Here is a 14182-nt window from a genome sequence, read left to right as displayed (position 1 = left end):
GCAACTTTCGAGTTTGCTCTTTTTTATTATTTAATTTTATAAACTAAGAATATCTCTACCAAATCCTGGCACTGAATAAGGCACTACATTACCATCTTTATCATGCATGATAATATCAATTCCAATACCTGTATAAGTTAAGAATTTAGTACCTTTAGAAGGGTATAAATAAATCCTTGAAACTGACCGAGATTGCAGCACTTTTATGACTCCATCTTTTCCTAAATCTTTAAGAGTTTGCTTGTCTTCAATATCTCAAACATACTGATTAATATTATCTTGAGGAACATCAATTTCTGAAGGTTTTCAACCCATAAAAATTTCATATCTAGTTGTAATATACAATCCAATTATGCGTGAACGTAATCATCTATTTTTTGTAATTAATAAAAATTTATGATGTACATCAACTGCTTCAAAATAACTTTTTACGGAAACATTTTTATAATGAATTGGATTAGTAAATTTAAGAATAAAAACTGCTTCACTTAATTTATTTGGATACCTAGGATCTTTATAAAAAATTGTAACTTTTACAGTGTCAACGCTCTTATCATCAACTGGTTGAATCTTGACATCTTTTCAATCAAGGTTTCAATATTTACGACCTTCATCACTATTTTTTAAAATTGCTAAAAGTCCACGATTATTCATAATGTCAACTTTATTGATAACATTAACTCTTCTTTCAACATCGATAAAATTATCGATTTCCACATTTGGATAATTAATAACATCAGGCTTAATATCTAAGACTTCACCATCACGATATGTACTTCCACCCATCAGTGCAAAACTAAATTCACCATTTAAAAATAGATCTTTAACATCGACAACTACATCGGGATCACCTTTAAAAGTTGCTTTAAAAGAAATAGATAAAATTCTTCCTTCTTTAACAGTATCAATTGGTCATGAACCTCGATAAACATAACTAAAATCACTAAATTCTGCTACGTTTAATAAGTCAACAAATTCTTTATTTGTAAGAACTTGTTTAACAATATCCATTTTCTGATTAACTTTTTCTTGTTCAGTTAAATCTTTTTTAGCATCAATAAGATCTCATAAATGGCGTAAATGATTGTAACCTCAATCAGGATTAATTTTTTCTAATGAGACATTGAAAACATCTATTTTTAAGGCACTTTTGAATAGATCTGCATAGTATTGAGATGATATTTTAGGTCTATCTCCTGGGTTTAAATTTGAAAATTCTTTAGCTGTTAAAAAACCACCGATTTTAGCAGTTGTAATTTTTTCTAGACCATTAAAAGTAGCACTTGTAGTGATTAATAAATAGCCTGCTGAATCCTCGTCTTTAGCATCAACTAATGAAACAGTTGATTTAGAAATCACTCCAAAATAAGCAGGAATTGGATATAGTAAATTAGCAAAAGCTTCTTTTGTTTCAGTGCTATCACTGTCTGAAATTTTTGCAATTTCATAAAGTTGATTTGCATAATCTAAATCTTTGATGTTATCAAAAAAAGTTTTGGCAGTATGATTAACTTTAACAGTGATTGGGTTTAATCTCAAGTTTTCATTAACTTGTCTTGAGTACATATCAAATTCTTCAACTTGATCTAAGAAGTCAACAATTCTAAAAGCTGCAACTCCTAGAGTGACTCCTTTTTTAAAAACTATCTCAACTATTAAAGTATCGGACATTTTAGAAGGTTGTGCAACCACTAAAGAAACAATCATATCTGGTGTTAATTCTTTTGGAATATCTGCATATTGTTTTAGTAAATCTAGTTGTTTTTCAGTGCTATTACTAAATAAATATTTTGCATAAACAAGGTCTGTTCGAGCAGTTGTATCGTTAGAAATAAAGACTTTATTATTTAAGGATGATGTTAAATTACCAATAATTTGGCGATCGCTAAGATTTTGTGAATCACTTAAAACTGGTTCATCTTTTACTTCTTCATGATTAGGATTAACTACGTTACTTTCATGAGTTGTTGAACCTGAATTATTAGTTAATGAGTTATTAATTGCTTCACCTGTAGCAGCAATTTCATTTGAAAAATTAATTAAAGTTTTACGGCTAGCATCATTATGTTTTAAGGTTACAGTTGCGCTAAGAGGTGTTGTTGCATTTTTATAAACTTCAGTAATTTCAAATTCTACTTGGGGATATTTATTAACAAAAGTATTAAATTCTGCTGAAATTCACTTTAGATAATTTAACTTGGCAACTGCACTAATTGACTGTGTTGATGCAATTACTTCATCAAAATCAATTGTAGAATATTTCTTTTTAAACTTTAAACTGATCATTGCAAAAGCAACTTCATCGACTTGTTCTTGGTCAGTTAATACCTTAGTAATAGGTTGATCTTCCGCATTTAAAACTAGTGATGCTAAACCATTTTCAAAATCTTTACTAATGGTTTTAACACTAGAATTAACTCCTGTTTTATTAGTGTTTTTTGACACTAAAATACCTGCAGTTGCAGCAGCTGCAACTACTAATGAAGTTGCACCTATTGTTAATAATAAAACTTTTTTCTTCATCATGATATCTAGTAAAAGTCTATTTAATAATTTTATTAAATAGATACATATTACAATCTCCTTAATCTTTAAAGTGTTAATGCTTAAAAATTTATTTAAAAACATGTTTTTAAATCTTTAGCAAAATCACAGGTATATTTTATATAAATATCAAAAAAAGCCGAATAAAAAATTGCTATTCTGGAATTTTGCACAATTGTTTTAACTAATCAAGTGGTTTTATGACCATTTATCCCCAAAAACTAGGATTAAGCAATTTTTTTGATTGTTTTTTAGTCTTTTTAGTTTTTAAATGACTTTTAAAAAACTAAAAATACTAGCCATTTTTAGCTAGTATTTAAGGTTTAGTTAGGCTGAATTTTAATTATTTTTTAGAAAAATCAGGACCAACTGGTTTTGTACCATCATCAAAAGGTAAAGCGTTATTTGTTCTTACAGAAATAGTTTCATCTGAACGACCTAATTTATTTCCATTTGCATCTACATAATTAATTCCTAAAATTACATACATGTCTGAACCACTTGTATCTTGCAGTTTAAAATCTGCTACATGTTTATCAGTGAATAAACTTCATGGGTTGTAAGTTTTTGGACTTTGGTAGTAGAAGTTTTCTGGTGTAGGATTAAACATTTGTTTTACTGTACCAGTTGCTTTTCAGTGGAAGTAATTTTTAAAGCGATCGTAAGGACCAAAAACTTTTGCTTCAGGTCAATCAATAAATGCACTTCTTGCTCAGCGTTTTAGTGAATCAGTTTGATTAATTTTTTGAGCAAATTCTTTTAAGATTTGAATATCAATAATATTTTGTAAAGGATATGTTCATGGTTTAACTTTGAAAGCCATTACAAAATTATAGTTTGTATTTAATCTAACTGTAATTAAGAAAGTGTCTTTTGAATTAGCTGGATAAGTAATTGCAAAACGTGTATAGTTTGTGTTTTTAATTCTAGTTAATAGTTCTGAAGAAACTACGTTTGAAAGTAAATTAACTAACTCTTGTTTGTTGCGATCATTATCACGGCTAATTTGACCCTTATCAGTTTTTGTATAACGGGCAAAGCTAATTAAGAAGTTAAATAAGTTGTTTGAATCTTCTTTATTTTTGTCTGAAACATAGAATTTATCTGATAAGTCAAATGTTAATTTACCATTTAAATCGTTTAAATTATTTCTTGCATTAAGTACTAAATTAAAGTCTTTAGAAACTTTATTTTCTTTTCCTTGACTAAATTTAAAACTTACTGATAAAGGATGATTTTTGTTAATGTCAAAAGTAAATTTAACATCACTAATTTGTCCATTTGCTAAAACTTTAGTTAATAATCCATGTGAAGGATTGCCAGTTCTTTCGTTAAATGATGATGCATATTGATCTAAAATTGTCAAGATTGCAGTACGACCTTCTGCTTTATTGAATTTTTCAAATAGTTCAACTGCAGAAGTTTTATGATCAATATTCAAACTTGATGCTGAAGATAATTTATCTAATAATGATTTTTCTTCAGTAGTTAAATCCACTGTTTTTTGTGTGTAAACTTCATTAGTTAAAGGTAAGTTAATAATTGGTGTTTCATTAAATCCACTAACTACAACTGATAGTTTATAGTCGTTTCTTCTTTTGTTTTGTACAAAAGTAATAGTTAGTTTTTTACCATCCTCTGATGGTGTTCATACTACTGAAGTGAACTTATCAGTTTTAGGATCTAGTAAGTTTTTAACTGCTTTTTTATTAGCATCTGACAACTTAACTAAACTTAATAAACTATCAATTTTTTCACCGTGAGTTTGCTCAACATGTCTAATAACACTAATTGAACTTAAATAATCTTTTGCTGAAGTTGTACTTCAAACACTCATTTTGGTATCTCCACCCATTAAGTGTAATAAGTCTTGTTCTAGTTTAACAAAACGTTCATATGTTCTTACATCTGATCTATTTTTAGCAGGTAAAGATAGAGATGAAACTCTTTCTTTTGTTTCTTCACTAAGAGTTACTTGTGGTGCTAAAGTTTCAACTTCAGCAGAGCGATCTTCTGATTTAAAAATTGATGTAGAAGTAGGACCGCTTGAAACTGCAACTGATGGTGTTGCTTCTTGAGAAGCGACTTCTGCAGGTTTACTAGTTTCAGTTTTAACTTCAACTTCCTTAGCAGTAACTTCATTTTTAACTTCAACTACTTTAACAGGAACACTAAATCCAGTAATTCTGAAATCTACATTAAAGCCTGTATCATCATATACATATATTAATTTTAGAATTGCTTCTGAAGGCTGATTATCAACTGGAAGTAGATTTTTCATAACAGGTCTATCAAGAATTTTTTTACTTAATAAATCTTTAATTTTAGTTTTTTGATCGGTTGTTAAAGCAGTTGCATCTAATAAACGTTCTAGTTGAACACTAAAAGGGTGCTTATCAGTTTCTTCGATAAAATCTTTTGCAGTTTGTTTAAAGTTTTGCAATGTAATAGTTTTTTCACTACCAAAAGATTCAGTTAAAGTGCTTAAAATTTCATTAAATTCTGCAGTTGCTTGTTTCGATTCTTCACTTCAATCATCTTCAGAATCAACATCTTCACCTCATTTATGGTGAACAACTTTAGTTGTTTCTGTAGCAGGTTTATCTTGATTTTCCTTATTAACAGATTCTTGTTTTTTCTCAGCAGCTGCAGTTGTATCGGTTTTATTAGCATCCTTTGTAGCTGTATCAGTTTTAGTTTCTGTATTTGGAACTTCGGTTTTATTAACACTTGTTGCAGGTGTTTGATCCTTAGTTTGTGTTGTAGTAAGATCAGTTTTAGTTACTGGTGAATCAGTTTTAGCAGTCATTTTCGCTGTAGTAGTTTGATCACCATCTTTATTTACACCTGTTTTAGTTGTATACCTGTTAAATTAGTTCCAACAACAGGAAGATCAACAGGTAGACCAGGGCTATCAGTTTTAGTTGATTTTTGTGTGGTTGTTGTTGAACAAGCCACTGCAAAAGCAGTCACTGCCCCTAATGCTGCTAGTGCAGAACTAACAGCAAGAAATTTTTTTAATTTCATATTTCTCCTTAGATAAGCACCCAAATTGCATAAAGGTGCTTTAATCGTGGATTAATTTTAATCTTTTTACAAAAAAAGCGTTGAAAAATTATTTTTATTTTATTTTTGGAAATAAAAAATTTTTTATGGTTTTTTAGGGCACTAAAAACACCAAAAAGTTGCTTATTAATTAAATAACTACCTTAAAAATAAGTTTTTATTATTTTTATAAATTACCTTGTAATTATAAAAACAATGCCAAAAAATGGCATTGTTTGGAGCGTTTCAAAGCATAAAATTTTATGAATCTCAAGCATTTATATTTATGCAATAGATAGACTTAAATTTATTTATTTTTTATGTTAATGTGCAAATTTAGCTAAAAATTTGATTATCAGTAACTTAAAATTATTGCAATTTAAAAGTGTATTTACATCTCCAAAAATCTAAAGAATTCAGAGATTATAATCATTTAAATCAAATGTATTAATTTTACCTTTTTCAATTGGAACTAAAAATGAATTTAATCTGGGATCTTCGTATCAAATATCACTTGATGGTAAACGATCAGGAATTTTTCTTGGTTTTTCATTACTTTTCTTAGGTGGTATATATAATCCAATTTCTATTTTCTTTTCATTTGCGTCAATTTTAAAATCACCTAATTCAATGCCACCATCAAGTTCTCAAACGCCACTATGCATCGTTTCAAAATAGACATTGATATATAAAAAAGATCAAAAATCTTTAAGAAAAAGATAGTCATATTTTTCAAAATCTAATTTTTGCTTAATTAAATCATAATTAAATGTATCTGACCAAGGCATGTGTTTTTTATAATCAAAGTCAGGAGACTTATTTTCGTTATAAATTCTTTCGTAGTATTCTTTATATTTTAGTTGTTCTTCATCAGTTAGTCTAAGTGATTTTTTTAACTCGTTTTCATCTTTAATTAAGCTGATAGTTTTTAAAGAAGGATCTAGATTTTTTTGTGCTTTAAAATTCTTGAACCTTGAGCTAACAGGATAACTTCCTCTTTCACTATTTCAATCATAATTTTTTGTACCATCATATTTTCATCGATCCTTTTTAGTAAAACTAGCAGCGAATGAACTTAATAATTTATAGTTAAAAAGATATTTACGAGCATCTTCTTCAGAAAATTTTTTATCTTTTTTCATTCTAATATCATTCATCTTATCAAGTATCTTAAAAAGATTTTTGTTGTCATCTTTATAAGTTCAATAACCGTCGCTAAAAGTGTAATCATTGTAACCAACAGTTGTTAACTTAATGTAAGGTTCACTATAAAAAGTTAATTTTTCATAAACACCAGCACTTTTTTTAATTCAATTATCATAAGGTGTTTTTGGAATTTCTGGTTCATTGTAAATAGGCTTTGATCACATGAACAAATATCTCCATCAGATGGGGGTGATGGTGGAATTTGACTACAAGAAACTAATGCAGCAACTGTTGTAACTGCTGAAATTGATGTTAGTGAAAGTAATAATTTCTTTTTCATACTTTATAATTTAGATATTATTTAGATATCTAAATATTACCTTCTTGATTTGTTTTAAACTAAGCAAATTCAGTTTTAAAAAACTGATTTTCAAACAGTTTTCTACATTTTAAAAGAATGTAAAAATAGTTGTTCAATTAAGCAAATGACTTGTAATAACAATTTAATTAAATATAAAAGTGGTATAATTTAATAACTGATTTGCTCGTAATTTCTTCCAATTTTTAGAGCAAATATTTCTTAAAAATATTTCATATTTTAGCCATTTTTTTGTCTAAAAATGACCCTAAAATCCTTACCCAAAAAACCTAAAATATTTTTGATACACTAAGACAAGTTGTTGTATAATGAAACCAGTTTTCTAACCCTTATTAAAAAGGTTTAGAAAGCAATTTTAAAAAATTAAGATTTAATCTGAAAGGAAATAAATGGCAACAGTTAACCAATTGATTAAGCAAGCACGTAAGCCTAAAATTAAAAAACAAAATGCTCCTGCTCTTAGCCAAAGTTTTAACTCATTGGAGAAAAAATATAAAAAAATTGCTTCTCCATTTAAACGTGGTGTATGTACTCGTGTTTCGACTATGACACCTAAAAAACCTAACTCAGCGTTACGTAAATATGCTCGTGTTAAATTATCAAACGGGATGGAAGTAAATGCTTATATCCCTGGTGAAGGACACAACTTACAAGAACACAGTGTTGTACTGATTCGTGGTGGTCGTGTTAAAGATTTACCTGGTATGCGTTATACAATCGTTCGTGGTACACAAGATACATCAGGTGTAGCAAAACGTAAACAATCAAGATCACGCTATGGAGCTAAATCTCCTAAGTCTGACAATTAATCAACCTATTTAATTTAAGAAAGGAATAGAAGATGGCACGTAAAGCAAAAGCGCCTCAAAGAACAGTTTTAGCAGATCCAGTTTTTAACCAAGTTGTGATTACTAAATTAGTTAACACCATCATGCTTGATGGTAAAAAGTCAATTGCGCAAGCAATTCTATATAAAGCCTTTGACATTGTCAAAGAAAAAACTCAAAAAGATCCAATGGAAGTTTTCCAACTTGCATTGCATAATATTACTCCTCAAATTGAGATCAGAACTCGCCGTATTGGGGGAACTAACTATCAAGTTCCTATGGAAGTTTCAAAACGCCGTAAAGCGGCTCTTAGTTTAAGATGATTAGTTCATTATGCAAGACTAAGAAATGAAAAAACTATGGATTTACGTTTAGCAAATGAAATTATCGATGCTTCAAATAAAACAGGTGGAGCAGTTAAAAAACAAGAAGATACTCACAAAATGGCCGAAGCCAATAGAGCATTTGCTCACTTTAGATGATAATTATGGCAAGAAAATATCAACTAAAAGATTACCGCAATATCGGGATTATGGCCCATATTGATGCTGGTAAAACAACTACTACTGAACGTATTCTATTACATACAGGTAAAATCCATAAACTAGGTGAAACTCATGATGGTGGAAGCCAAATGGATTTCATGGAACAAGAAAAAGAACGTGGAATCACTATTACTTCAGCAGCTACAACTGCTTTTTGAAAAGATAAACGTATTAATATCATTGACACTCCAGGACACGTTGACTTTACAGTTGAAGTTGAACGTTCACTACGTGTTTTAGATGGTGCAGTCGCTGTTTTAGATGCACAATCAGGAGTTGAACCTCAAACTGAAACCGTTTGAAGACAAGCAACTAATTACAAAGTACCTCGTTTAGTTTTTGTTAATAAAATGGATAAAGCAGGTGCTTCATTTGCTAAAGCAGTTGAATCAGTTCACAAAATTCTAAGAGGAAATGCTGTACCAATTCAGTTAAATATTGGTAAAGAATCTGAATTTGAAGGTTTTGTTGACCTAGTTACCATGAAAGCTTATACTTTCGATGGTAACCCTGAAGAAATTTCTAAAGAAGTAGAAATTCCAGCTGAATTATTAGAAAGAGCAAAACGCTGAAGAGTTCGTTTAATCGATGCAGTTGCTTCTTATGATGATGAAATTTTTGAACTAGCACTAGAAGAAAAAGAAATTCCTGTTGATAAACTAAAAGCAGCAATTCGTAAAGCAACTTTAACTGCTTCATTTTATCCTGCTTTATGTGGAACTGCTTTTAAAAATAAGGGAATTAAAACTTTATTAGATGCAGTCGTTGATTATCTACCTTCACCAGTTGATGTACCCGCTATTAAAGGACACCTTGGTGAAAAAGAAGTGATCGTACAATCTTCTGATGATGTACCTTTTGCAGGATTAGCTTTTAAAATTGTTAACGACCCATTTGTTGGTTCTTTAACTTTCGTTAGAGCATATGGTGGTGTTTTAGAAAAAGGCTCTTATGTTGTTAATACAACAAAAGATAAAAAAGAACGTGTTGGTCGTTTACTACAAATGCATGCTAATAACCGTGAAGAAATCGATGCAATTTATGCAGGTGATATCGCTGCGTTTGTGGGTCTGAAAAACACAACAACAGGTGACACAATCGTGGCTGAAAAATCACCTGAACTAGTTTTAGAGAAAATGAATTTCCCTGAACCGGTTATTTCTCAAGCCTTAGAGCCTGAATCAAAAGCTGCAACAGAAAAACTTTCAATTGGACTACAACGCCTAGCTAATGAAGATCCTACTTTTAGAACTTACACAGACCGTGAAACAGGGCAAACAATTATTTCAGGAATGGGTGAATTACACCTAGATATTATTGTTGATCGTTTAAAACGTGAATTTGGTGTGCAAGCTAAAGTTGGAGCACCTCAAGTTTCATACCGTGAAACTATTACTAAAGAAGGTGAAATCGAAGGTAAATACATCAAGCAATCTGGTGGTAAAGGTCAATATGGTCATGTTTGAATTAAATTTGAACCTAACCATGACAAAGGTTTTGAATTCGTTGATAAAATCGTTGGTGGAAAAATTCCTAAAGAATATATTAAAACAATTCAAAAAGGTCTTGAAGAAAAAATGGCAGCTGGTATTCTAGCGGGCTATCCAATGATTGATATTAAAGCTACTTTATTTGATGGATCTTACCATGAAGTAGATTCATCAGAAATGGCTTATAAAATTGCTGCATCAATGGCATTAACTAATGCTAAAGATAAAGTAGGAACTACTTTACTAGAACCTATTATGGATGTTTCTGTAGTTGTTCCTGAAGTTAATTTTGGTGATGTCATGGGTGATTTATCAAGAAGACGTGGTCAAATTCAACATAATGAAACAAGAAGCGATGGTGCAAGTATTATTAGAGCACATGCACCTTTAAGTGAAATGTTTGGTTATGCAACTGATCTTCGTTCTATGACTAGTGGTCGTGGTACTTATCAAATGAGTTTCCACCATTATGAAAAAGCACCTAAAAATATTGCTGATGAAATCATCAAAGCAAGAAATGTTAAATCTTAATTAAACACAAAATCATTAAACTATGCTTTTACGAGCATAGTTTTTTTATTTGCTTCTTTTGTTTTAAGTTATTAATTATGAAGAAGAATCTAGCTAAGATATTTTCTCTAATTGACCTCTCTTATGTAATAATTAAAGGTGCAAATTAAACTAAAATAGTTAATTTAAAAAGGTCGAAAATGAATAATAAAACTATCAAAATAACTGATGAAAAAATACTTGAAAATAATTTCACATGAATGAAATTAGGTGATGTTGCATTAATTAAACAAGGCAAGGAGTTGACAAAAGATAAAATGAACAACTTTTTTGAATTCCCAGTTATGGGTGGTGGTGTCAAGCCCACAGGTTATTACAATGACCACAACTCAGCACCTGGAATTGTTATCGCTAAAGTTGGTCACGCTGCTGGTTTTGTTAATTGATTAAGTGGTAAATTTTGATGTACAGGTCATTGTTACACAGTAGAATCAACAAATAATAAGGTATTAAATAAATATCTATTTTACATATTAAAGTTGAAGCAGCCTAGAATAATAAGTTTAAGAAATGGCACAACAATACCAGTAATAAATAAAGATAGTTTAACTGATCTCCTCATCCCCATCCCACCTTTAAAGATTCAAGAAAAAATAGTTTCAGTTCTAGGAGCAATTGATTTACAAATAGAAACATCTAATAAATTAAAAAAGACTATCTTTAAGAAGATGCAACTAGATTATGAATATATTTTAAAACAAGATCATGATTATAAAGTTATTGAGTTAAAAGATCTAATTAATAATATCGCTACAGGTTTAAATGCTAGAAAAAATTTTGTCTTAAATACACCCGATTCAAACATCCCTTACATAACTATTAAAAATATCAAAAATCATGACTTAGTTTGAAACACAGATAAAATTAATTATGATGCATTAACCTTAATTAATAATCGCTCTAAAATTGAAAATCATGATATTTTATTCACAAGTATGATTCCCGTAGGTAGTACATATATGGTTAATAATTATGAAAATGATTATGCGATTAATGAATCTATTTTTATTATAAAACCAGATTTTGAAAAACTAAATTCTAAAATTTTATATATGGCTTTACAAAGTAAAAACACGAAAAGACAGACTACTAATCAGGCAACAGGAAGTATTCAAAAAAGCATTAAAATGGAAAATCTACTCCAAGTAAAACTTCACATACCATCAGAAAAAGGTATTAAATTATTTCTAGATAGAAATCAAAATCTTTTTGATTTATGATTATCAATTGAACATAAAGTTAAAAAACTTAATGAAACAAAAAACTATCTTTTACCTTTATTATTAAATCAACAAGTTATAGTTCAATAAATTACTTATTGAACTATTTTATTAAAATAAAAAATACACTAAAAGCAATTTTTAAGTTGCTCTGGTGTATTTTTAAATCTTTATTTTAATTAGGATGTATCAATGGCATTTTTATAGCCACTCAATTATCATATGTTTTATCAACTTCTTTAAATTGTTTAATATATGAAGCATCATCAGGACCAACAACGTTATTTATGGCAATAAAATTTTTTTCAAGCATACTAATATTGTTTTCAGAACCCTGATAAACATCCTTATTCTTCACTAACAAATCTTTCAGATCACTATATGCAATTATATAATCTTGTTTCATTTTATCAAGTCATTCTTTATTAGTTGTTGCATAATTATTTTTTGGTGTAATAAGTTCATCTCCAAAGACAACTACCAATTTAAGTAATTTATTGCTTTTTAGATAAAAACTGTCTTGAAACAATTTTTCTGTAGGTGATAATTCTCTTCCTCTACCATGCACTTGCATAGGTGTACACGCTATTGCAATCGCAACAACACTAACTGTTAAAGGCAATAAGCTAAAAAGTAATCTTTTTTTATTAATCTGAATCACCTTTTATGGTTAAGGGAATCAGATGACCTCAATTAAACTCATCGTTAGGTGAAAGCAATTTATATTTATAAGGTTCTTCTTGAGTAGCGATAAATAAATCGGGGAAGGTAAATCAACCATCAATTACTTTCCAAACAATACCGTGTTGAAAATCATCAGATCATTCTTTTTCGATTCACATCATGGTAGAATAATTATCTTTCATTTGTTTTTTAAAATCATTAAGACCATGGTCATTTATATTTTCAAATGCAGAGTAGCCATTGGGCGTTGGTATATGTAGTAATATCTTGTTTGAAACAGTTACCATTACACGAAGAGCGAGTTCAAAAGGATCCACATATTTTTGAAATGTATCAATTGAATTTGTAACACTAGCAAGTGAATCATTTTGGTTTTCACTTTGTAAATAGCTTTCAGTTGCAGAATTGACTTGATTCACATATTGTAAGAACTCTGTCAATTTATTTCTGTTAAAACCTATTGCTTTTAGATATTGATCTTCATTCAGAACCTCATTAATTTTTGATGAAAGATCAGATAAAGAACTTTTCATGACTAGCAATTGACTTGAAACAGCAGATGAATAATTCATTCTTAACATCAATAAATTTATATTAGATATAAATATACTGATTTCTTTAAGATCAGATTTAATTTTCGCAACTTTTTCTTCATCTAGTGATTTCAGATAATCAGTTAATACTTCTTGATTAGTTAAAAATAAATATGAAACATCGTCAGCAAAAGCATAATCATAAATTTCTCAATTATCTGATGATTTTCCACTTTCGTGAACTTTCTTACCATTTGAATCTTCAAAGTATATTTTTTCTCCATTTTCACTAGGATATTCTAAAAATGGATATACCATTGCACCACCATAAGGTGATCAATAAGCTCTAGAAATTCTTGATTCTGTACTCGTAACTTTAGTTTTAGTGTCCAGTTTTATAGATAGTTTGTAAGTTGAATATTTAGTTAACAAATTTTGATACATAAATATTTTTTGATCTTCAGTTATTGAATTAATTTTAAATAATTCTTCTTTTATTAAGTCAAAAGTTTTTTTATTAAAATCAACTTTTGAAATTCAGTTTAAGATATCTTTATTATCTTTAGATATTTCACCCAAGTTTTTGATTTCTTGTTTTGAAAATTTCTTATTTAAATCAAACGATTGCGAATCGTTTGTTTTATAACTTATTGTTGATGCTGTGATAGTTGCAATTGCAACTAATGAAACAGAAATAGAGGTATAAGTTAATAACTTCTTTTTAAGTAATGAAAGTTTTTTCATTGTATTCCTTTTTTATCTTTAAGCCGAGTATTAAAGACTATTTACAACTTGTAATTGTAAATATTTTTTATACTTTCCTTATGTGAACATAGTGGAGTAATCGACTGCTTAAGCATACTACTTATGCAATAAATACTTGTTTTATTTATTTTATTTTTATGAATTTTTAATCACTTAATTTGTGAAGAAAGAGATACAAAATAAACATCTAATTTAAATAAAATCTAATTTTAAAATTTAAACTACAAATGCTTTAAATAAGATTTTAGTGACAATTATTAAAATAAATCGTATTCTTATTTTATTTTTAGTCACTCTATTGATAATTTTATAAAACTTATAAATTGGTTTAATATTAAAAATAATTTTTTAAGAGTGATTAAGGAGTAAAGCAAAAGTGGAGTACAAAGGAACTTCACATGAAAAAATTTTTAATGTTTACTGCAAAATTGCAA

At 28.8% G+C, this 14182-nt stretch carries 10 protein-coding genes; 4 read left to right on the top strand and 6 right to left on the bottom strand.

Going from position 1 to position 14182, the window contains the following annotated elements; all coding sequences use genetic code 4:
• Positions 1-36 precede the first annotated feature (36 nt).
• From CJJ23_RS04110 to CJJ23_RS04095, 4 genes are all read right to left on the bottom strand, one after another.
• On the bottom strand, positions 37-2523 hold the full coding sequence (locus CJJ23_RS04110) for a hypothetical protein (RefSeq protein ID WP_143823643.1): 2487 nt from the start codon (positions 2521-2523) through the stop codon (positions 37-39).
• Between the two features lie 364 nt (positions 2524-2887).
• A complete protein-coding gene (locus CJJ23_RS04105) occupies positions 2888-5353 on the bottom strand; it encodes a hypothetical protein (protein WP_095335084.1) in 2466 nt (821 codons plus the stop codon).
• Positions 5354-5385: 32 nt separating this feature from the next.
• On the bottom strand, positions 5386-5571 hold the full coding sequence (locus CJJ23_RS04100) for a hypothetical protein (protein ID WP_095335083.1): 186 nt from the start codon (positions 5569-5571) through the stop codon (positions 5386-5388).
• A 425-nt stretch (positions 5572-5996) separates the two neighbouring features.
• Positions 5997-6959: a hypothetical protein gene (locus tag CJJ23_RS04095; RefSeq protein ID WP_095335082.1), complete on the bottom strand. Its 963-nt coding sequence runs from the start codon at positions 6957-6959 to the stop codon at positions 5997-5999.
• 544 nt (positions 6960-7503) lie between these two features.
• Here CJJ23_RS04095 and rpsL point away from each other — a divergent pair.
• From rpsL to CJJ23_RS04075, 4 genes are all read left to right on the top strand, one after another.
• A complete protein-coding gene (rpsL, locus tag CJJ23_RS04090; RefSeq protein WP_084232113.1) occupies positions 7504-7923 on the top strand; it encodes a 30S ribosomal protein S12 in 420 nt (139 codons plus the stop codon).
• Positions 7924-7955: 32 nt separating this feature from the next.
• The gene (gene rpsG / locus CJJ23_RS04085; RefSeq protein WP_084232112.1) at positions 7956-8426 is read left to right on the top strand and encodes a 30S ribosomal protein S7; all 471 of its coding nucleotides are present in this window, start codon (positions 7956-7958) and stop codon (positions 8424-8426) included.
• Positions 8427-8428: 2 nt separating this feature from the next.
• Positions 8429-10507, top strand: coding sequence for an elongation factor G (fusA, locus tag CJJ23_RS04080; RefSeq protein ID WP_084232111.1), 2079 nt, complete (start codon positions 8429-8431; stop codon positions 10505-10507).
• 179 nt (positions 10508-10686) lie between these two features.
• On the top strand, positions 10687-11856 hold the full coding sequence (locus CJJ23_RS04075) for a restriction endonuclease subunit S (RefSeq protein WP_095335081.1): 1170 nt from the start codon (positions 10687-10689) through the stop codon (positions 11854-11856).
• 85 nt (positions 11857-11941) lie between these two features.
• On the opposite strand, the gene CJJ23_RS04070 is transcribed toward CJJ23_RS04075, so the two are convergent.
• Positions 11942-12388, bottom strand: a complete 447-nt coding sequence (locus CJJ23_RS04070) for a hypothetical protein (protein WP_143823642.1) — start codon at positions 12386-12388, stop codon at positions 11942-11944.
• Between the two features lie 25 nt (positions 12389-12413).
• The gene (locus CJJ23_RS04065; protein ID WP_095335079.1) at positions 12414-13727 is read right to left on the bottom strand and encodes a hypothetical protein; all 1314 of its coding nucleotides are present in this window, start codon (positions 13725-13727) and stop codon (positions 12414-12416) included.
• Positions 13728-14182 lie beyond the last annotated feature (455 nt).

The sequence above is a fragment of the Mycoplasmopsis agassizii genome, assembly GCF_002276225.1.
GTDB classification, from domain to species: domain Bacteria; phylum Bacillota_I; class Bacilli_A; order Mycoplasmatales; family Metamycoplasmataceae; genus Mycoplasmopsis_B; species Mycoplasmopsis_B agassizii_A.
Note: the sequence above shows the minus strand (reverse complement) of the source record. Positions and strands in the feature narration are given on the sequence as shown.